This is a genomic window from Devosia sp. (genome assembly GCF_048261455.1).
Taxonomy (GTDB): domain Bacteria; phylum Pseudomonadota; class Alphaproteobacteria; order Rhizobiales; family Devosiaceae; genus Devosia_A.
This window is the reverse complement of sequence record NZ_JBLXGA010000001.1, coordinates 207,671-228,238: the sequence shown is the minus strand read 5'-3', so window position 1 is coordinate 228,238 and position 20,568 is coordinate 207,671. Positions and strand designations below refer to the sequence as shown.

Below are 20,568 nucleotides of genomic sequence, written 5' to 3'. Positions count from 1 at the left end.
GGCTTTCGACGCGCGAAAGCCTATTTCCGGCTCAGGTGTCCCGCGAGATGGGACATGTCGTAGCCTGCGTTCTGTGCCGCAGCGATGATCTCGCTGGCCGGCATCTCGCCCGCCTGGGCCAGAGCCCACAGCGTGGTCGAGCGCGTGCCCGAACGGCAATAGCAGAACACGGGACCGGCGCTCCCCTCGAGCACCGCTTTTGTCCGCTCGACCATGTCGGGCGAAACCCCGTCACGCCCAAGCGGAATATAGTGGTAGGCAAGCCCGGCCTGCTCGGCCGCCTGCTCTATGGTCGCACTGTCCGGCTGGTCCGGCGACTCGCCGTCCGGCCTGTTGTTAATGATTGCGACGAACCCCTGTGCCTTTATCGCGGCCACATCCTCGGGGCTGATCTGCGGAGACACGCTGACGTGTTCGTTGATCCGCTTCACGTCCAAATCGCTCACTCCTCACCGAGATGACATCGCCCCCTTTATAGCCATCGCGCCGGAACGGACGCAAGGCGGCGCGCGTCGTCAGGCGACGCTGACGGCGATCTGGTTGGCAAAGCTCAGCCGCTCGGGCCGCGCCAGCAGATAGCCTTGCAGCGCCGTGACCCCGGCGGCCTGCAGACACCGCTGTTGCGCCTCGGTCTCGATGCCTTCAGCGATGATTTCGACATCGAGCGCCCGGCCGATCTCGCAGATCGCCGCAACGATCAACCCGTCAATCTGGCTGTCCGGCAGGTCCTGGGTATAGGAGCGGTCGATCTTGATGATGTCGAACGGGCAATTGCGAAGATATTTGAGGCTCGCATAACCGGCCCCGAAATCGTCGATGGCGATCTTGACCCCACGCTCCCTGAGGGTGCGGATCTGCTCGATCTCGATGGAATCGCCACCCAGCGGCAGAGATTCTGTGACTTCCAGCACGATCTGATCGGGCTGCACATCTGTCTCTTCCAGCACCTCGAGCACCCGGTCAGCAAACTCCGGACGCCGCAGCTGCATCACCGACACATTGATCCCCACGGTCGGCGTGCGTAGCCGCGACAGGTCCATGCAGGCGCGCCGCAACACCCACAGACCGAGCAGGTCGATCAGGTCACTCTCTTCGGCAATCGAGATGAAATCGCCCGGGCTGATCAACCCGCGCAGCGGGTGGTACCAGCGCACCAGCGCCTCATGCGAGACCGGCTGCAGCGTGCCGGCCGAAAAGATCGGCTGATAGTGCAGTTCGAGCTCATTGGTGAGAATGGCGGCGCGCAATTCGCGATCAATGAAACGCTTGTGCCGCTCGTCTGCCAGCAGCTCCGAATCGAAGGCAACGACCTTGGCGCGACCGCTGCGCTTGCCCTTGTAGAGCGCCAGGTCCGCCTTGGAGAGCAGTTCGTGCGCGCCAATCGCATCGTCAGGCGCGCGGGCAACGCCTATGGTGCCGGAGATTCGCACAGGCCGGCCGTGCACATTGATCGGCTTGCCGATCTGTTCGAGCATGCGATGGCCGAGGCGCAGCAGCGCTTCGTGATTGTGATCGCCGGCCACGATGATACCAAACTCATCACCGCCCAGGCGCCCGATTTTCGCTTCGGGAACCAGCGTTTGCAGGGACTTCACCATATGCGCGAGTGCCATGTCGCCCGCAGAATGGCCCATGCTGTCGTTGAGCACCTTCAGGTTGTCCATGTCGATCTGCATATAGGCGAAACGCTGCGGAGTGCCGCCGAGCAGCTGGCGCAACCCCTTTAGGAAGGCCGCCCGCGTCTGGGCCCCCGTCATCTCATCGACCATTGACGCTGCAATCAATCTGCCATGGGCGTGAGCTGCGGCCTGCAGCTCCTTGCGCATCTGAAAATAGCTCCAGATCAGCAGACCTATAAGCGTCAGACCTGCTGCGCCCCCGACCCACATGATGGCCTGAGCATCGACCAGATCCGGAACGAGCGCAGCAGCTGCACTCAGCAGCGCCACGGCCACAATGAACGTCAGCCCGACGCCAATGACGAGCCGATGGCTGCGGAGCACCTGCTGCAAAGAATGCCGGTCAACCAAAACACGTCCCCGTCGTCGAAATTTGATGAAAACAGGGCACAAAGGTCACCTGCATTTCCTAACCGGAGCAATGATCCGGCGCGCCATATGACAAGGTTATCATGCCAACACGTTAATAAATGAAGACGCCCGCCGGAGAGACCGGCGGGCGCGTGCTTTGGGCAATCACTGCGTGTCAGGCTGCGTCGCTATGCGTAATTTCCACCGAATGGTGGCGTGCCAGCGCCCGGATCACTTCGGCAGCCGTGATGCGACCGATCTGCTCACCGGCGTCATTGTGTACACCGACCAGTTTGTGATCGGCGAACAGCGGCAGCACATCCTCGCACCGCGCCGTATCCTGCACAGCCACTTCGCAGGGCTCGAACGCGCCCTTCTCCATGATCGAACGCACATGGATGGCCCGCGCCTTGTTCACGTCGCGCACGAACTCTTCGATGTGTTCGTTCGCAGGCTTCAGCACGATCTCTTCGGGCTTGCCCTCCTGCTGCACCGCACCATCCTTGAGCACCGCGATGCGGTCGCCGATCTTCAGCGCTTCATCGAAGTCATGGGTGATGAACAGGATGGTCTTGCCGAGGCTCTTTTGCAGCTCGATCAACTGGTCCTGCATGCCGGAGCGGATCAGCGGATCGAGCGCCGAGAAGGCCTCGTCCATCAGCAGGATGTCGGTATCCAGAGCCAGCGCCCGGGCGAGACCCACACGCTGTTGCTGGCCACCGGAGAGCTGACGCGGCTGGCTGTTCTCATAGCCTTTCAGCCCGACAGTCTCGATCCACTTCTCGGCAGTCGCAAGCCGCTCGGCCTTGTCGACGCCGCGGACTTCCAGCCCGTAGGCGACGTTGTCGAGAACCGAGCGGTGCGGCAGCAGGCCAAACTTCTGGAACACCATCGCCACCGTCTGACGGCGATAGACGCGCAGTTCGGGCAGGGTCATCTGCATGACATCCGAGCCATCGACGATAATCTCCCCGGCCGTCGGGTCGATCAGCCGGTTGACGTGACGGATCAGCGTCGACTTGCCCGAGCCCGACAGGCCCATGACCACGTAGATCTGGCCGCGGGCGATATCGAGCGAGACATTGTCGAGCCCGACCACACAGCCCGTTTCGGCCTGTACCTCGTTCTTCGACTTGCCACTGCGCAGCAGTTCCATCGCGCGCTCGGAGTCGTCACCAAAGATCTTGGTGACGCCCTTCATGCGGATGGCGATGTCGTTTTCGGCGATAGTCTCGGTCATGTGCGCGCCTCCGCCAGACCGATACGGGCCTGAAGCTGTTTACCGAACGATTGGGTGATGCGGTCGAAGATGATCGCCAGAACGACGATGCCGAGACCCGCGAACAATCCGCGGCTCACCTCGAGCCGGCCGATGCCCTGCAGCACCTGATACCCAAGTCCGCCGGCACCGATCATCGAGGCGATCACCACCATGGCCAGCGCCATCATGGTCGTCTGGTTGACGCCCGCCAGAATCGTCGGCAGCGACAGCGGGATCTGCACCCCGAACAGCCGCTGGCTGGGCGTCGTGCCGAAGGCACGCGAAGCCTCCATGACGGCCGGATCGACCGAGCGCAGGCCTAGGTCCGTGAGTCGCACGAGCGGCGGCGCCGCATAGATGATGGTGGCGATCAGCGCCGGGATCTTGCCCGGTCCGAAGATCATCACCGTTGGAATGAGATAAACAAAGCTGGGCATCGTCTGCATCAGATCGAGCACCGGCGTAACCGTCTGCCGCACCGGCTTTGCCCGAGACATCCAAACGCCCACCGGAATGGAAATGACGATGGCGGTCAGCGTCGCCGTGATCATCAACGCGGTGGTCGTCATCGCGTCTTCCCAAAGGTCCATGACCCCCAGGAACAGCAGACCGACCAGGACGACGACCGGCATCTGCCAGCGGCGCGTCGCCAGCCAGGCGATACCGACCAGAATGATCGTGAACAGCCACCATGGGGTAGCGATAAGCAGGTCTTCGATAGAGTTGAGTAGCCACAACAGTGGCGAGGCCGCAGCCTCGAATTCGTCGCCCCAGTTCTTCACAACCCAGTTCAGGCCGTCGTCGATCGAACGCCGCAGCGGTTTTGTATCAAAAATTTCAGGAAACATGTTGGTCCTCGTGCCCCCTGGTCCAGACCAGGTATGTGGGACTATGTCCTATGGCTTCGGCCCCGGACGCATAAGCATCCAGGGCCGGGCTCATTCTTGCCCGGCCAGATGGCCGGGCATGACGATAATCGTGCTCTTACAGAGCTGCCTTGACCTTCTCGGCCACATCGGCGGGCACCCACTGGGTCCACACGTCTTCCTCGGTCTTGAGGAAGTTCATGGCGGTCTCTTCAGCGTCGGCGTTGTTCTCGTCGCCGTAGACCAGCAGGCCACTGATCTGGTTGTTGGTCAGGCCAACCTTGGTGAAGTAGTCGGCAACTGCCGGCGCATCTTCTTCGATCCAGGCAGCGGCACCAACGACGGCCGGCGAGGACGGATAGGCCGTCACAGCCGGTGCGTCCGTGCAATCGGTGTCGGTGTTGCACGCATAGACGTCGGGCTTGGTTTCGCCCAGGTCGAGCTGCACAGCGTCATACTTGCCGAGGATCGAGGTCGGACCCCAGTAGTAGAACAGGATCGGCTCTTCGCGGGTGAAAGCACGCGCGATCGATGCATCAAGCGCACCGCCCGAACCCGGCGAGAACAGGTTCCAGGTGTCTTCCATGTCGAAGGCCTCGAACAGGGCCGAGGTCGACAGCTCGCAAGCCCAACCCGGAGGGCAGGAATACAGGCGCCCCTGGCTGGAATCTTCCGGATCCGGGAACAGGTCGGGACGCGCGATCACGTCTTCGGCCGTCTTCAGCTCGGGATGTGCGTCCTGCACGTACTTCGGGATGAACCAGCCTTCGATGGTGCCATCGCTGATGGCCTTCGTGAGCTCGACGACTTCACCGTCCTCGATGCCCTTTTCCCACTGGTCCTGAATGGCGCTGGTCCACAGCTCCGGTGCAACGGCAGGTGTGCCGCGCGACAGCATGGAGCTGGAGGTCGGCACGGTGTCGCCCGTGACGATCTCAACGTCACAGCCGAAGCCCGCCTCGAGAATGGTTGCGTGGATATGCGCCAGCGCCGCAGCCGAAGGCCACGTCATCTCGGCGATATCGATCGTGCGGTCCGTACCGCAAGTGTTGGTATCCTGTGCCTGAACAGGCAGGCTTGCTGCGGCGATGAGCGAGAACCCGGCCGCGGCCAGCGCGCCCTTCCAAATGGTCTGCATGCATTATTCTCCGTATATCCTATGAAGGAGCGGCTATCTAACGCAGCGAGACGGAGAGGTCAAACCGATTCCGGCTAAGCTTAAGCAGTATCGCTTAAAAAAGTGATCACAACAGCGTAATACAAGTAATAGTCATATAGTTTCAGTTTTCTCGCATGTACTTAATCCGAAGCGCTTTGAGGTAAAATATTCGCCTGCAGATTTGCTTGTTGGAAACTTATGATTGCTCCGTGACCGAAAGTCGAACGCGCGCTTAGTCCTGCGCGCTCGGCTCCTCGGGGGGCAGGCCGACCCAGGGACGCCAGATCTCACCACGCTCGGCGACGAACCGGTCGGCAACACTCTCGACCGTTTCCCCCGTCTCGCCGAGTTGCTGCAGCATCTGGTTCATCTCGGCGAACGGCATGCGGGCGCGGCCGAAATAGGTCGCCACCTGCGGCGCGTTGACATAGACCCACTCGGCCAGAGCGACGATCACAGGATCGGGTGCGAAGCCGGTCGGCTGCGGCGAGGGGCAGATCGCCCGCCCGAGGCAGGCAAAGGCGTCGGCATCGTAGCCCGCCAGCGTCACCGGCTGAAAGGCGAACTGCGACAGGATGGCGTTCGGCCGCCAGTAATAGAAAAGTATCGGCTGCTGCCGCCCCACCGCTTCGGCGATCAGCGTGTCCATCTCGAACCGGTTGGCAGGTGCCACGACCTCGAACAGGCCGTCCAGCTCGTAGGCGCGCAGCAGATTGCGGTTGACCAGCGCGCAGCCCCAATCGAGCGGACAGGAAATGAAGCGAGGCTTTTCGCCGTCTTCCGCGAACTCGGCGGCATGCGCCTTGAGCCCTTCGATCGTCGTCAGGTCGGGCCAACGCTCGACGGCATAGTCGGGCACGAACCAGCCCTCGAACACCGGCTCGTCATAGCTGACTCCCGCCTGGCGCACCTGCTGGCCCTGCATCGCCGCGTTCCAGATATCGGCAATCCGCGCCACCCACAGCTCCGGCGCTACGCCCGGCTGCCCGCTCGCGCCCATGGAAGAGCCCGTGGCAGCGAGATCGCCTTCCTGCAGCACGACATTGCACTGGTATTGCGCAGTCAAAACCCGCTCGTGAATTTCCGCCAGCAACGCAGCGGACGGCCAACCCATCCTGGCAATGCTCAACTGCTGCGTGCCGCACGGCGTCGGGGGTGCTGGTGCCTCGCCCGCTTCCGCGCCATCGCTGGCGTCGAGTTCGACGATCGAAGACTCGCCGTCCGCTTCCTGGGCGGTGGCGGGCGGCATCGACGCCAGAACGAGGGCAACTACAACATGGCGCAGCCAATTCGGCATCTCGGCATCCCTCCGCTGATCCGGCGCGGCGCCGGGTCCCTTTACCGTCTGTTTCCCATGCAGAACCCGAACGCACAACCCGACCGCAATCGCGCTCCTCAGCTTGTGAGTGGGGGTGACTCTGGCGCGGCAAACATGCAATATCGCGCCCCAGCGGGGCGTCTAGGCGCCCCCGAATTGTAGTTATGCGTTCTCTTTTAAAGAGTGCTGGAAAAGCACTGGGGCGCATAACCTGTCGAGAGGGACACCATGACCAAGAACAAGACCATTATCGGCCTGGCAACCGCCGCAGCCGTATTCAGCGTGGCGGTGCCGGCGCTTGCCGAAGACGTGAAGCTCGGCATCCTCGCCGACCTGACCGGCCCGATCGAAAGCCTGGCGCCGCCGATCGTTGCCGGCGCACAGCTCGCCTTCGACCACGTCAATGACCAGGGCGGCATTCTCGATGGCGGACAGATCGTCTCCGTCACCGGCGACAGCGCCTGCGACCCCTCCGTCGCCGGCCCCGCAGCTGACAAGCTGGTCAACACCGATCAGGTGACCGCCATCATGGGTGCCTTCTGCACCGGCGCCACCATTGGTGCGGCCACTGCCGCCGGCATCCCCGGCAATGTGGTGATGATCTCGCCGTCGGCTTCGGCCCCGGCCGTCACCACCGTCGAGGACAATGACCTGCTGTTCCGCACCACGCCGTCCGATGCCTTCCAGGGCGTCAAGCTGGCCGACCTGCTGAGCCAAAAGGGCATCACCGATGTCGCGCTGACCTACGTCAACAACGACTACGGCAAGGGCCTCGCCGACGTGTTCGCCGAGCGCTTCGCCGAGAACGGCGGCACCGTGACCGCCAACGTCGCTCATGAAGACGGCAAGGCCGACTACCGCGCCGAACTCGGCCAGCTGGCTGCTGCCGGTTCGCAGAACCTCGTCGTTCTGGCCTATATCTCGGGTTCGGGCCTGACCATCCTGCAGCAGGCCAACGAAAGCGGCAACTTCACCACCTATATCGGCGGTGACGGCATGATTGGCGACGCCATCTCCGGCGCCAATATCGATAACTTCATCGCCACCCGCGCCGGTGCCTACGAAGGTGCTTCAGCCGACGCCTATGTCTCGCTGGCCACCGATGCCGGTAACGACCCGGCTGCGACCTATGCGCCGCAGGCGTACGATGCCGGCTTCCTCCTGGCGCTGGCTGTCGAAAAGAACGGCTCGACCGATCGCGAAGGCCTGTCGGCCGCGCTGCGTGAAGTCGCCTCTGCTCCGGGCGAGAAGATCCTCCCGGGCGAGTGGGAGAAGGCCAAGGAGCTGATCGCAGCTGGCACCGACATCGATTACGAAGGTGCGGGCGGTCCGCTCGACTTTGACGAGGCCGGCGACGTCGACGGCATCATCGTCGAGGTCGACTATAAGGACGGCGCCTTCACCGAAGTCGGCCCGGTGCAATAAGCCTCATCGACACCATGTGAACTGCGAAGGCCCGGGCATTGCCCGGGCCTTTTCCGTTTCAGCCGCGCACCTGAGAAACCGTGATCCGCCGGACATCGCGTGACACGGTGATGTTGTAGTGCGCCGCCTGCACCACCTCCAGCACCTTGCTGGGACGAAACGCGACCGCGTTCACCCCACCGGCCCGACGCACGCTGTTGAACACGATGCCATCTTGCCCCTCGGCGCGCTGTCGCTCTCCAAAACTCTGGCTGACCGCATAGTCCGCCGGATCGTACAGGCTGGGCTGGTCGCGGACATCGACGAACTGCCCCGCCAGCCGCGCGCTATAGGCCCGGTAGGTCCGCGTGATCGTTGCCACGTCCCGCGCCACTGCCTCGCGCCGCAGATGATGCCCTACCTCCGCCATTGCCGTCGACAGCGTGTCGGCTGCATACCAGGCGCCGAGGTCCGGCCCGTTGAACCGTCCGCCGCCCGGCGCCACATGCAGGAACGCGGCGAGGATGATCGAACTATTGGCACGGCCATGCACCCACTCGTCTTGTGGCAGCCGGGCCAACCGCTCCGGCACCAGCCGATCATTGGTCCACCCGGCCAGTTCCATCGCAGCCGGCAGATCGGCGGCGGTCGCCACCGTGTCGAACAGGCCGACCGGCGGGAAGCGTGACGGGATCAGCCGATAGCTCGGATGCGGCGGCGCAACCAGTGCCATCAGCTGAACACCAGGTCGTCGTCTCCATAGGGGGTGAAATCGGCGTCGGCGGCATTGGGCGCCATGTAGAGCCCGCCGCGCGCCGCATCGAGGAAGCGTCGCACCTGCAGCAACCCGTCGAGAGTCCCCGAAACCACCAGCGCCAGCGGCGGCTGCCCGCCGAACAGCGGCGCCGCATGCGGACCACGCAGCCAGGTGATCCCCTCGGCCTCCTCGGCATGCAGCACGCCCAGCGCCTGATGGATGCCGAACACCGCCGACAGCCGCGTCAGCGTGTCGACATCGAGCGTGATCTCCCGGTGCTCGCGGGCCAGCTTGGCCCAGTTGTGAAAGGTCGAACGCGACGGGTAGCCCAGCACCAGCCGTCGCTGTTCTTCGTTCAATCGCCACAGATCGGCAATGGCAAGAAAGGTACGCAGCGCCGGCCCGCTCAGCCGCCGCCGGCTATCCGGCGCAAACCGGCTGGCATCAAGCTGCGTAGGCGTACCCGTGACTGGCGTCTGCTGTCGCTCGGGAAACCCGGCCATGGCGCCCTCCTTCTGCTGTCCAGATAGACGCATAGTCCATATCTGGACATTATACAAGACCGACTACCGCCCATGACCTTGAAAAGAGAACACCGGTCTCTTATCTCCCGCGTAACACAAGTTGACTGGAGAGGCCGCCATGGGCTGGAAAACCAAGGATATTCCCGATCAGACCGGAAAGCGCGCCGTCATCACCGGCGCCACCGGCGGGCTCGGATATGAGACCGCGCTTGCCCTGAGCCGGGCCGGTGCCGAAGTCATCCTCACCGGACGCAGTCAGAAAAAGGCCGACGACGCCATGGCGCGCATTCGCGCCGAGGTGCCCGACGCCAACATCGCCTATCGCAGCCTCGATCTCGGCGCGATCGCAAATGTCACGGCTTTCGCCGAGAGCATGGTCGCTGATTTCGACCGCCTCGATCTGCTGATCAACAATGCCGGCGTGATGATGCCGCCCGAGCGCCAGACCACCGAGGACGGCTTCGAACTTCAGTTCGGCACCAACCATCTGGCCCATTTCGCCCTGACCGCAGCGCTGCTGCCCCTGCTCAGCGCCGCCAATGGCCGGGTCGTCACCGTCTCCTCGCTGGCGCACCGCTTCGGCCACCTCGATTTCGACGATCTGCAGGCGACGGAGAACTATAGTCCCTCACGGGCCTACGGGCAGTCAAAGCTCGCCAACCTCGTGTTTGCCATCGAGCTGCAAAGCCGCAGCGACACCAGTGGCTGGGGCATCACCAGTCTTGCCGCCCATCCGGGCATGTCCAGCACCGATCTGGTGGCAAACGGTCCGGGCACGGAAGGCGTGATGGGCGCGGTCAGTGGCGTCTTCATCAAACTGCTTGGTCAGTCATCTGCGGCCGGCGCCCTGCCCCAGCTCTACGCGGCCACTAACCCGACAGTGAAGCCGGGCGAGTATTACGGGCCGAATGGCCTGTTCGAAATGCGCGGCGCGCCCAAAGCCGCCCGCATCTCGAGCGCCGCCAAGGACCCGACTACCGCCATGCGGCTGTGGCAGATCTCCGAGCAGCTGACCGACGTCCACTACCCGGTCGTCAGCCTCGACGCCTGAGCGCATGATCCCCGCCAGCTTCCAGCGCGCCCGCAAACCCGAGCAGCGCGAGCTGCGCCGCGAGACCATTCTCGCGGCGGCGGCCGACCTGTTCGACTCTGAGGGACCACGAGGCACCAGCCTCAGCGCCATCGCGGCCCGTGCCGGGTTCACCAAGTCCAATATCTATCGCTATTTCGAAAGCCGCGAGGAGGTGCTGATCAGCCTCCTGCACGAGGAGATCGACCGCTTTCTGGTCACCTTGGAAGACCTGTTGCGCGCCGTCCCTGAGGGCGATGCCGCAGCGGTCGCTCGCAGCACTACGGATGCCTATTTGCAGCATCCCCGCTTCGCGCATCTGCTGTCGATCCTGTTCGCCACGCTCGAACAGAACGTGTCGGTGGAGATCCTCGTCGCGCTCAAGCGCCACCTTGCCGCCATGGCCGATCGGCTGGGCGCCTTGATCCACGATTGCCTGCCCACCATCAGCCCGACAGACTGCGCCTGGGCCGGCATGACCATCCATACCTATGTCGCCGGCATGTGGCCCAGCGCGCATCCGTCCGAGGCTGCACGGCAGGTGCTGCAGATGCCCGAGTTCGCGGCACTCGCCCCATCCATGGAACGCGACCTCGAACGCGTGATCCTGGCGCTGCTGAGCAGCCTGCCCGGCGCGCGCTAGCTTTCGCGCTTCACGACTTCCGGGATCAGCCCCTGCGGTGCGTAGCGCAGCGCCACGGTGATCACGACGCCCAGCACGAACACCCGCATCTGGCTGGCGCGCGACTGGATGTCCGGGATGGCACCCCAGCCCATGTCGGTCGAACGCTCAGACACCCAGTTCAGGATGAATTGCGCGACCGGATCGGACACCATCCAGGTTATGTAGATCAGCAGCGCGCCGAACACTGCGCCCCAGTTGTTGCCGGCACCGCCGACGATCACCATCACCCAGATCAGGAAGGTGTGGTTGATCGGCTGATACGAGCCCGGATCATAGATCTGCGCGAAGGTGGTGAGGATCGCCCCGCCGATGCCCATCAGCACCGAACCGAGGACGAAGATTTCGAGCTGACGGCGCGTCACGTTCTTGCCCATCGAGCCGGCGGCGATGTGGTTGTCGCGGATCGCCCGCATCATCCGGCCCCATGGCCCGCCATAGGCGCGCTGCACCAGGAAAAAACCAATGGCGAGGATCACGACAACAATCCCCAGGAACGCCAGGCGCGAATAGATGAAGCTCTCGGTGATCGCCACGCCGGTCGCCTGCAGGTCCTGCGGCTGCGGCACGGGCCAGGGCATCGGCGACACCGTCAGCGTGCCGCGCGTCAGCCAGTCCATGTTCTTGAGCAGCGCCCGGATGATCTCGGAAATACCGATCGTCGCGATGGCGAGGTAGTCGGTCCTGAGCCCCAGGCTGATGCGCCCGACAATCCACGCCACCCCGGCAGCGAGCACGCCACCGAAGGCCCAGCCCAGGATCGGGTTCAGCCCTAGCCCGCCGACCCAGCCCGAGCTGGCCTCGATATAGGCCGCAGCCGGATCAATCTGGCTGCGATAGATCGCATAAGCGACAATCCAGGCAATCACCGTCAGCGTGGTCTTCCAGCGCCCGCGAATGCCCACCCGGTCGAGCTTGCTCGCGCCGAACACCAAGAGGAACCCGGCGCCGAAAGCGAGCAGCGCCCGCCCCAGCATCATCGGTCCATCGGAGTCCCAGAACTCGGGGTTGATCGGGAAGGAGACGAAGGTCACCGCCGCGCCGCCCAGCATCAGCATGCCCATGATGCCGAAGTTGAACAGCCCGCCGTAGCCCCACTGGATGTTGAGCCCGAGCGCAATCAGCGCATAGGCGAAACTCTGCACCAGGAGCAGCGAGATATTGGCTGCGCCGAGCATCAGGCCGATCACCACGAACAGCGCGAACAGCCCGCCGAACAGCATCAGGGAACGACGTGCGATCATGACGAGGCTCCCTTGAAGATACCCGTCGGCCGCCACAGCAGCACGACAACCAGGATGACGAACGCGACGGTCAGTTTGTACTCAGTCGGCACGATCGCCAGCGTCGGCGGAATGTCGAACGGCAAGCCGTCCTTGAACGGCCGCAGCAGCACCGACCAGTTGAAGATCGCCGCCGTCTCGGCAAAGCCGATCAAAAAGCCGCCGGCAATGGCACCGAGCGGCTTGCCCAGCCCGCCGACGATTGCGGCCGCGAACAACGGCAGGACGATATTGAACGCCAGGTCCGGCTTCAGCGACACATCGAGCGCCAGCATGGTGCCAGCCAGCGCCGCCAGCCCGCCCGCGATGATCCAGGTCACCCGCACCACCAGCTTGGTGTTGATGCCGGAAACCTGCGCGAGATCGGCATTATCGGCCATGGCGCGCATCGCCTTGCCGAGCCGCGAGCGCGTCAGGAAGAACTGCAGCGCCACCACGGCGATCACCGTCGACAGCACCATCAGCACCTGCGGCTGGGTGAAATTGATCGTCCGCGTCACGCCCTCGATGGGCAGCGCCAGCCGATAGAGTTCCTTGGTCTGCGTCACGCCTTCGGCGTTCGGAATGCCGAAAAAGCTCCAGACCCCCGAACCGAAGAACAGCCGGATCAGCCCCTGGATGATCAGCGTCACGCCGATCGAGGCAATCAGCAGCGTCACCGGCTTGGCGCCGCGCCGCCGCAGCGGGGCATAGAACCCCGCATCGATCCCCAGCGCCAGCACCGCAGTGATGACGATCGCCAGCGGCAGCACCACGAAGCCGGTCGGCAGCCACGGCACGGTCAGCCCCAGCGCCGTCGCCCCCATGGCGAGCAGGAAGGCAACGAACCCGCCCATGGTCATCATGTCGCCATGCGCGAAATGCGCGAACCGCAGGATGCCGAAGATCAGCGTGATGCCGATTGCGCCCAGCGCATAGACCGAGCCAAGCACCACGCCCGACACGATCACCGTATTGAAGAAGAAGACCAACTCGTTCATGCGTGTGCCCTCAGCCTCCCAGAAAGCTCTTGGCGACTTCGGGATCGGCAATCAGTTCGGCGCCAGTGCCGGTGAAGCGATTGGCGCCGCCGGCCAGCACGAACCCGCGCGAGGCAAAGGCCAGCGCCTGCCGGGCATTCTGTTCGACCATCAGGATCGCGACGCCGGCCGCGTTCACCTTGACGATCTGCTCGAAGATTTCGATCACATAGCGCGGGCTCAACCCGGCCGAGGGCTCGTCGAGCAGCAGCAGCTTGGGCTGGCTCATCAAGGCCCGGCCCATCGCCACCATCTGGCGCTGCCCACCGCTCAGCTCGCCCGCCGGCTGCCGGCGTTTTTCCGCCAGCACCGGGAACATGTCGTAGATCCACTGGATCGTCGGACGATAATCGTCACGCCGGGTGAAGGCGCCCATCTCGAGGTTCTCCTCGACGCTCATCGAGGTGAAGACGTTCTTTTCCTGCGGCACGAAGCTGAGCCCGCGCGGCACCAACCGGTCCGGCAGGGAGTTCTGGATTTCGTCGCCAGCAAAGCGGATCGAGCCGCCGGTCACCTTCAGCAACCCGAAGATCGCCTTCAGCGTCGTCGATTTGCCCGCGCCGTTCGGGCCCACGATCACCCCGATATCGGAGGCCTCGATCGCCATGTTGACGCCATTGAGAATGGGCGCGCCGCCATAGCCGCCGACGAGGTCGGTAATCTCCAGCAGCGCCATCAGTCTGCCTCCACCGGTGCGCCGAAATAGGCCTCTATGATTTCCGGATTGGCCCGGATCTCGGCCATCGGCCCTTCGGCGATCTTTTCGCCCTGCGCCATCACGATCACCGGGTCGCACAGCCGTCCGATCAGGTCCATGTCGTGCTCGATGACGAAGAAGGTGTAGCCGAGTTCGCTGTTCATGCGCTCGATATTGGCCGCCAGATCCTGCAGCAGCGTGCGGTTGACGCCTGCCGCCACCTCATCGAGCAGCACCACCTTGGCGTCGACCATCATGGTGCGCCCCAGTTCCAAAAGCTTTTTCTGCCCGCCCGACAGATTGCCGGCCAGCTCGTGCTTCACATGCCCGAGCTTCAAAAAATCGATGACGTCGGATGCCTTCTGGCGCACCGCCTGATCGGCGGCGCGCACTGCGCCCGGCGCGATCCAGGTTTTCAGCAAGCTCTCGCCCGGCTGGCCCGGCGGCACCACCATCAGGTTCTCGATCGCCGTCATGTTGGAGAATTCATGGGCAATCTGGAAGGTGCGCAGCATGCCCAGATGAAACAGCTCGTGCGGCTTCATGCCGGTCACATCGCGGCCGTCGAAGATCACCGCACCACTGTCGGGTACAATATTTCCGGCCACCAGATTGAACAGCGTGGACTTGCCCGCGCCGTTCGGTCCGATCAGCCCGGTAATCGAGCCGCGTGCAACTTTGATGGAACAGTCCTGCACGGCCTTCAGGCCGCCGAAACTCTTCGAGACGTGCTGAACGTCAATCACTGCGTCAAACGACACGCCGCCCCCGTCCTGATGTCATCCGCGATCTGCTGTCGCTGGTTGGTGCCAAATAGCGCATAAGCGTGCCAGCCGGTCAACAAAGCCGGCCCGTACGATTGGAGGCGGTGGATACATCAAGCGAAAGGATTTGACCAGATGGTCAAATGGAGGCGAGAATCGCGTCCGCCGTACGCCGGTTTGGCGCGAACAGGATGTCGTAAAGTGTGGCCAGCCGGGTCAGCGACTTGATGTCGACATCATGCGGCATGGCCGTCAGCGGATCCTGGAAAAACACCAGCGCATCCAGCCGCTCCTCGGCGATCATCGCGCCCAGCTGTGCGTCACCGCCCAGCGGCCCGCTCTTGAGCAGCGTGACCTCGAGCCCGGTCCCGTCCACGACGCGTCCGCCGCTGGTGCCGGTGCCGTAGAGCTCGTGCTGCGACAGGAACGCTTTGTGCCGTGCGCACCAGGCGACCAGTTCGTCTTTCTTGTCGTCATGCGCCACGAGGCCGATGCGTGCCATCACTTGTCTCCGCTCAAAGCTGCCCGGCGTTTCTGCATGGCTCAGGCCCTGAGCGCAATGGCCTCGGCGATTAGGATGGCAAGCGCGTCTCGATCCGGCAGCGCCCCCGGTTCGATTCGGATGAACCGCACCTGCGCACCGTCACCCTGCAACATGGGCGAATTCAGCTGCCGACCATGCTCGAACACCAGCGAGACGTGGTCCTGCATGGGGAACACGGCACAGACGAACCCGGCCGTCGCATGGCGATAGTTGATACTGCCCCAGCCGATCCGGATCATTCCCTCGAGCGTAGGCGCCACCTCGCCGATCAGAGCCGCAAGCGCCCGCACCGTGTCGGCCATGGCCGGCTCGGTGCGCATCAGCAACTGGTTTAGATCGTGTTCGGAAACCATCTCGGGGGTCAGAAACCGCCGGTCGTTGGCACCGCCATCATAGCACGGCGGCAGCAGATCACGACAGCGCGCCGATCACCGCCTCGATGCGCTTTTTCATCGTCGAAGCGTCGAACGGCTTGATGATGTAATTGTTCACACCCGCCGAAATCGCTTCCTTCACCTGCTCCTTGTCGGAGCGGCCGGTCGCCATGATGAAGGGCATCGCCTGGGTCTTGGGATGCTTGCGGATCACCCGCAGCAACGTCAGCCCGTCGATGTCGTCCATGTTCCAGTCGGAAATGATCAGATCCACGCTGGCCTTTTCGAGTTTTCCCAACGCATCGCGGCCGCTCTTGGCCTCTATGATGGTCGTAAAACCGAGCTGGTTCAGGATGTATTTGCAGATGCCGCGCATCGACTGCTGGTCGTCGACGATCATCACGCTGATTGCACTAGCCTTCGGCATTTGCTCCGCTAAGCCTTCTCGCTACCGGACGTTCCACAGGGGTCACGCCTCTGTGTGACCCTAAAGAACATCTGTTACCAATCCATCAATTCGGCCGTCAGGCCGCCTTGCGCAAACGCATCAGGGCCGCCGCAAGACGGCCCGCAATCTGTTCAACGGGTGCCTGGTCGACCACGGCGCCCTCTTCGAACGCCACTCGCGGCATGCCGTAAACGAGGGCTGAGTTCTCGCTCTGGCCGACGGTATAGGCGCCCGCGTCGCGCATCACCTTCATCCCGGTCGCGCCGTCGCGGCCCATGCCGGTAAGGATCGCACCAACCGCCATCGACCCGACGACCTTGCCGACCGACGTGAACAGCACGTCGACGCTGGGCCGATGCCCCGAGGACAGCTCGTCCTGGGTGATCCTGCATTTCAGGACGCCCGAACTGCGTTCGACTCGCAGATGGTAATTGCCCGGCGCCACATAGGCGTGACCCGGCTGCAGCGGCTGGCGATCCTGCGCTTCCACCACCTCGAGCTCGGTCACCTCGTTGAGCCGCGCGGCAAAGCGCTGGGTAAAGCCCGGCGGCATGTGCTGCGCGATTACCACTGGCGGGCAATCGTTGGTCAGCTGACTGAGCACCACTCGGATGGCCTCGACACCACCGGTCGATGCGCCGATGGCGATCAGCGCGCCGTTCGGCGATTTCATCGTCCGCGGGGGCGTGATGACCGTCTTGGGCGCTGTTGCCGCAGTCATGCTGCGTCCACGCACGTCAGATTGTGCGGCAGCCCGCACCTTGTGGCGCAGGTTTTCGCCGAATGCCTCGACGCCGCCACTTAGGTCCGCACTGGGCTTGGCGACGAAATCCACCGCGCCCAGCTCCAGCGCCAGCAGCGTTTCGCTCGCGCCCTTGGTGGTCAGTGTCGACACCATCACCACCGGCAACGGGTGCAGACGCATCAGCTTGTCGAGAAACTGCAGCCCGTTCATGTTGGGCATCTCGATATCGAGCGTCAGCACGTCTGGGTTGAGCTGCTTGACCTTGGCGCGCGCGTCGATCGGATCATTTGCCGTTCCGACGACAACAATGTCCTTGTCCTTGTTCAGGGTGCGCGTCAGCACTTCGCGGATCAGCGCGGAGTCGTCGATGACAAGTACCTTGATGGTCATGCCGCGGTCCTCGATTGCTGCGGCGCCTTCGCCTGATAGATGGTCTTGCCCACGAGGCGGAAGTTTGTGTTGTTGCCACCGACATTTTCCGAGTGGCCGATATACATGAACCCACCCGGCGCCAGCAGTTCACCTAGCCGGCGGAACAGCTCGGTCTGCGTCGGCTTGTCGAAATAGATGGCCACGTTGCGACAGAAAATCGCGTCGAACGGCCCCTTCATCGGCCAGGGTTTGTTCATCAGGTTCAAGGACTTGAACGAGATCACCTGCCGCGCCGCCTGGGGAATGCGCACCAGCCCGCTGCCGCCACTCTCAAACATGCGCGCCCGCTCGCTGCTCAGCCCGTTCAGCTCGGAATCGGGATAGACCCCGGCCTGCGCCTTGGCGACGACATTGGTGTCGATATCGGTCGCCAGAATGCGGAAATCCCAGCGCTTGAGGTCCGGAAAGGACGACAGCAGCTGCAGCGCAATCGTATAGGGCTCCTGCCCCGTCGAGCAGCCGGCCGACCAGATGCGCAGCCGCGGCTTGCCTGCGGAACTGCGCTGCGGCTGTTTCATCAACTGGCCGACATATTCGACCATGTGATCGAAATGGTGATCTTCGCGCCAGAACCGCGTCAGGTTGGTGGTCAGCGCGTTGATGAAATCCTGGTTCGCAGCGCCATCATTGCTGCGCTCGAGATAGTCGAGATATCCGGTCAGGTCCTTGAGCTGGCGCTCGCGTACGAGCTTGGACAAGCGCGAAACCACCAGGGTGCGCTTGGAGTCCGACAGCGAAATGCCGGCCTGCTGGTACACACGCGCCTTGACGCGTGCGAATTCTTGTTCGGTGAGCTTGATCTCGCCCGAGTCACTTGTCACGCCCTTAAACTCCAACCATTCGCCGCTGGGGTGCCTGCAACGCGCGCGCTGCTTCTGTCCCCACGGCGGCTACATTACCGTCGAGTTGATCGATGGCACCGCTTCCCTCCTCGAGGGCCCCGGCGATCTTGGCAGTCTCATCGCTTAAATTCTCTAAATGCACATTTAGGGTAGCGATGGTATTTTTTACGCTTTCAGACACCTTGGCTGAATTATCTGCCTGGTCACGTGCACTCTCCACGGCGCCCCTGATCTGCCGGGCTGCCGCTTGCGACGCTTGCGCCAGCGTGCGGACTTCCTGCGCCACCACGGCAAAGCTGGCACCATGCTCTCCGGCGCGTGCCGCTTCGACCGCCGCGTTGAGCGCCAGCAGGTTGGTGCGGAAGCCGACATCCTCGATTTGCGCGACCAGCGCCTCGATCGCCTGCGCCGCCTGATGCACGCCCCCCGCCTGGGTCTCGCCCAGCGCCGCGGCCTGCCCGGCCTGGTCCGCCAGTTCGCGCGCTTCACTCTGCATCTTTCGAGCCGCCTGCGTACCATCGCGTCCACGAGCGATCGCCGCGCTCGCCTGCTCCAGCCCGGCGCGGCTGTCGTCCGCCAGAGCGGCCAGCGCCGTCACGCTGCTGCGGTAGCGATCGATGGCATTCATGATGGCATCCATCTTCACTTCCAGTCCTGCCCGAGCGAGTGCCGCGCTGTCGCGTTCTTCGGTCAGCGTGTGAATCATTTCAGTCAGGTCACCCGCCTGGGCACTGAGCCCTTCGGCTGCAAAGCCGCCGGTTGTCCGCATCGCCAGCAGCGGCGCCACCGCCACGTCCAGCCGCTCCATCGCCAGGCCCAGCGCCCGTTTGACCGGGTCATGCGCCATACCCCAGTCGTCGAATCGATAGCTCGTGCGTCCCGCCGCCAGTGCCAGCGTGAAGTCCTCGAGATCCTCGGCGCCGATGAACCCGCCCTCGGGGCGCAATTCGACCAGCGTCCGGCCCGCCGCCAGCGCCGTCTCACCCACCACAAAGCGGCGCGGTCCGTACTGGGCGATGCCACTCTCCGTATCGGCTTCGGGCAACAGCAACTCCGAGCGGCTCATGCCCTCGCACGCATCGGGCAGCAGCACCTGCATGCCGGCGCTCAGCGCCATGGCGCGATCCTCGGCATCGAACAGCACAACGGCCCGTTTCAGCGTCCCGAAGGCAGCTTTGTAGCCACCAGCTCGTTCCAGCCGCTGGCACATGTTCGCGACCAGACTTTCGGGCGTGGCGGCGACCGCATCGGCAAGCCCGACGGCCTGCCCCAGTGTCACCAGCCGTTCGGCATATGCCCGGTCTGCCCTGACCCCGACCCAAACCATCAGCGCTCCTGCGGCAACTGCACACGATGCACCAGCCACCAGCGCTGCCACCGGGCCCATGAACAGATAACCGGCCACGGCCGCGGCAAGAACCGCGACGCAGCTGGAAAAGCCAATGAGTGCAAATGTCGTGCGACGCATGCTCAAAGCCCTGCAGGCAATCGGCCGCACCTTGTCGCATTATGGTTAAGCAAACCTTGCCGACAGACCGCTGCGGTAGCTTTTCGCTAACCGGCGGGCCGGCGGGCCGGCGGGGCGCATGGCCCCGCGCCTAGAACAGTTCGATATCGTCGACCGGCGCCGCCTTGACCGCACTGCGGCGGCTGCGTGCCACGGCCAGCTCTTCACGTGCGATCGAATCCTTGGCGGTGTTGTCCAGCCGTTTGATGAATGCCCTGCCGGAATGCGGCTTGAACATTACGCGGCGCGCGAAATTGCCACCCAGGTCTTCCTTGACCGACTGATAGCCTTCGTTGGCGAGGAACTCGCGCACGAACTCGATATTCTTGGCGCCGACATCGTCGAGCGCGGAATTGATCTTGCCGCCACCGAAAACCTTGATCTCGATATTGGCCTTACGCCCGGTCCCCTGGCTGAGCACCTTGTTGATCAGCTGTTCCATGGCGAACGCGCCGTAGCGCGCCGAAGCACCATAGCGATCCTTGGCCGAGCCGGACTGTTCGGCGAGCAGAAAGTGGTTCATGCCGCCCACATTGGCGACGGTGTCGCGCACGCAGGCTGAAATGCAACTGCCCAATACGGTCGAAAATGTCTGGTCAGGATTGCTGGAGACCAGGCAATCGCCCTGGTGCACCGTTGTCACAACGCCATCCATTCCCGGCAGGGATCCCGCCAACGCCATCCATGTCACCTCAAAAGCCTAGGCCTCCAAAATGCTTATGACGAATTCCTTAGTGAAGGGCTAACCACATGGGTCGTGGTCAACCGCACTTTATTCGCACGTAGGAGCGATTTAGAAAGAAGGGAGTTAGACTGTTAGAGCTGTACGTTCCGAAGGCCGAC

The 20,568-nt window shown here is 63.4% G+C and carries 22 protein-coding genes; 3 read left to right on the top strand and 19 right to left on the bottom strand.

The genetic code is table 11. The features are described 5' to 3' along the window. Positions 1-20 precede the first annotated feature (20 nt). From ACN0TK_RS01105 to ACN0TK_RS01080, 6 genes are all read right to left on the bottom strand, one after another. Positions 21-431: a TIGR01244 family sulfur transferase gene (locus ACN0TK_RS01105; protein ID WP_417307763.1), complete on the bottom strand. Its 411-nt coding sequence runs from the start codon at positions 429-431 to the stop codon at positions 21-23. 84 nt (positions 432-515) lie between these two features. Further along, positions 516-2,003, bottom strand: coding sequence for a putative bifunctional diguanylate cyclase/phosphodiesterase (locus ACN0TK_RS01100; RefSeq protein WP_417307762.1), 1,488 nt, complete (start codon positions 2,001-2,003; stop codon positions 516-518). 202 nt (positions 2,004-2,205) lie between these two features. Then, positions 2,206-3,270, bottom strand: a complete 1,065-nt coding sequence (locus tag ACN0TK_RS01095; RefSeq protein WP_417307585.1) for a quaternary amine ABC transporter ATP-binding protein — start codon at positions 3,268-3,270, stop codon at positions 2,206-2,208. After that, entirely contained in the window at positions 3,267-4,139 is an 873-nt protein-coding gene (locus tag ACN0TK_RS01090) for an ABC transporter permease (protein ID WP_417307584.1), read from the bottom strand. The genes ACN0TK_RS01095 and ACN0TK_RS01090 overlap by 4 nt, the downstream gene beginning before the upstream one ends. A 136-nt stretch (positions 4,140-4,275) precedes the next feature. Further along, positions 4,276-5,295, bottom strand: a complete 1,020-nt coding sequence (locus ACN0TK_RS01085; protein ID WP_417307583.1) for a glycine betaine ABC transporter substrate-binding protein — start codon at positions 5,293-5,295, stop codon at positions 4,276-4,278. A 253-nt stretch (positions 5,296-5,548) separates the two neighbouring features. Then, positions 5,549-6,613 (bottom strand): glycine betaine ABC transporter substrate-binding protein, encoded by a 1,065-nt coding sequence (locus ACN0TK_RS01080; protein WP_417307582.1) that lies wholly within the window; start codon positions 6,611-6,613, stop codon positions 5,549-5,551. 249 nt (positions 6,614-6,862) lie between these two features. On the opposite strand from ACN0TK_RS01080, the gene ACN0TK_RS01075 reads away from it, so the two are divergent. Next, a complete protein-coding gene (locus tag ACN0TK_RS01075; protein WP_417307581.1) occupies positions 6,863-8,059 on the top strand; it encodes an ABC transporter substrate-binding protein in 1,197 nt (398 codons plus the stop codon). A gap of 58 nt (positions 8,060-8,117) precedes the next feature. Here ACN0TK_RS01075 and ACN0TK_RS01070 read toward each other — a convergent pair whose 3' ends face one another. Together ACN0TK_RS01070 and ACN0TK_RS01065 are read right to left on the bottom strand one after the other, a co-directional pair. Next, complete coding sequence (locus ACN0TK_RS01070) at positions 8,118-8,771, bottom strand: RES family NAD+ phosphorylase (protein ID WP_417307580.1); 654 nt, start codon at positions 8,769-8,771, stop codon at positions 8,118-8,120. Next, positions 8,771-9,298: an MbcA/ParS/Xre antitoxin family protein gene (locus ACN0TK_RS01065; protein WP_417307579.1), complete on the bottom strand. Its 528-nt coding sequence runs from the start codon at positions 9,296-9,298 to the stop codon at positions 8,771-8,773. Before ACN0TK_RS01065 ends, ACN0TK_RS01070 begins: the two co-directional genes overlap by 1 nt. Before the next feature lie 139 nt (positions 9,299-9,437). Between ACN0TK_RS01065 and ACN0TK_RS01060 the strand changes: the two genes are divergently transcribed. Both ACN0TK_RS01060 and ACN0TK_RS01055 read left to right on the top strand, forming a co-directional pair. Beyond that, complete coding sequence (locus tag ACN0TK_RS01060) at positions 9,438-10,370, top strand: oxidoreductase (protein ID WP_417307578.1); 933 nt, start codon at positions 9,438-9,440, stop codon at positions 10,368-10,370. Positions 10,371-10,374: 4 nt separating this feature from the next. Next, positions 10,375-11,031, top strand: coding sequence for a TetR family transcriptional regulator (locus ACN0TK_RS01055; RefSeq protein ID WP_417307577.1), 657 nt, complete (start codon positions 10,375-10,377; stop codon positions 11,029-11,031). On the opposite strand, the gene ACN0TK_RS01050 is transcribed toward ACN0TK_RS01055, so the two are convergent. The 11 genes from ACN0TK_RS01050 to ACN0TK_RS01000 form a co-directional block, all read right to left on the bottom strand. Continuing rightward, entirely contained in the window at positions 11,028-12,314 is a 1,287-nt protein-coding gene (locus ACN0TK_RS01050) for a branched-chain amino acid ABC transporter permease (RefSeq protein WP_417307576.1), read from the bottom strand. The genes ACN0TK_RS01055 and ACN0TK_RS01050 overlap by 4 nt on opposite strands. Then, the gene (locus ACN0TK_RS01045) at positions 12,311-13,333 is read right to left on the bottom strand and encodes a branched-chain amino acid ABC transporter permease (protein WP_417307575.1); all 1,023 of its coding nucleotides are present in this window, start codon (positions 13,331-13,333) and stop codon (positions 12,311-12,313) included. The genes ACN0TK_RS01050 and ACN0TK_RS01045 overlap by 4 nt, the downstream gene beginning before the upstream one ends. Before the next feature lie 10 nt (positions 13,334-13,343). Beyond that, complete coding sequence (locus ACN0TK_RS01040) at positions 13,344-14,048, bottom strand: ABC transporter ATP-binding protein (protein ID WP_417307574.1); 705 nt, start codon at positions 14,046-14,048, stop codon at positions 13,344-13,346. After that, positions 14,048-14,830, bottom strand: coding sequence for an ABC transporter ATP-binding protein (locus ACN0TK_RS01035; protein ID WP_417307573.1), 783 nt, complete (start codon positions 14,828-14,830; stop codon positions 14,048-14,050). The genes ACN0TK_RS01040 and ACN0TK_RS01035 overlap by 1 nt, the downstream gene beginning before the upstream one ends. Positions 14,831-14,972: 142 nt before the next feature. Then, positions 14,973-15,335, bottom strand: a complete 363-nt coding sequence (locus ACN0TK_RS01030) for a methylglyoxal synthase (protein ID WP_417307572.1) — start codon at positions 15,333-15,335, stop codon at positions 14,973-14,975. 41 nt (positions 15,336-15,376) lie between these two features. After that, entirely contained in the window at positions 15,377-15,730 is a 354-nt protein-coding gene (locus ACN0TK_RS01025) for a DUF1801 domain-containing protein (RefSeq protein ID WP_417307571.1), read from the bottom strand. 58 nt (positions 15,731-15,788) lie between these two features. Continuing rightward, positions 15,789-16,178 carry a response regulator gene (locus ACN0TK_RS01020; RefSeq protein WP_417307570.1) on the bottom strand — a complete coding sequence of 130 codons (390 nt, stop codon included), beginning with the start codon at positions 16,176-16,178 and terminating at the stop codon, positions 15,789-15,791. A gap of 97 nt (positions 16,179-16,275) precedes the next feature. After that, a complete protein-coding gene (locus ACN0TK_RS01015; protein WP_417307569.1) occupies positions 16,276-17,334 on the bottom strand; it encodes a protein-glutamate methylesterase/protein-glutamine glutaminase in 1,059 nt (352 codons plus the stop codon). Beyond that, on the bottom strand, positions 17,331-18,197 hold the full coding sequence (locus ACN0TK_RS01010; protein ID WP_417307568.1) for a CheR family methyltransferase: 867 nt from the start codon (positions 18,195-18,197) through the stop codon (positions 17,331-17,333). The genes ACN0TK_RS01015 and ACN0TK_RS01010 overlap by 4 nt, the downstream gene beginning before the upstream one ends. A gap of 4 nt (positions 18,198-18,201) precedes the next feature. Beyond that, the gene (locus ACN0TK_RS01005) at positions 18,202-19,686 is read right to left on the bottom strand and encodes a methyl-accepting chemotaxis protein (protein WP_417307567.1); all 1,485 of its coding nucleotides are present in this window, start codon (positions 19,684-19,686) and stop codon (positions 18,202-18,204) included. Between the two features lie 130 nt (positions 19,687-19,816). Continuing rightward, positions 19,817-20,368, bottom strand: coding sequence for a chemotaxis protein CheD (locus ACN0TK_RS01000; protein WP_417307566.1), 552 nt, complete (start codon positions 20,366-20,368; stop codon positions 19,817-19,819). Positions 20,369-20,568: the final 200 nt, after the last annotated feature.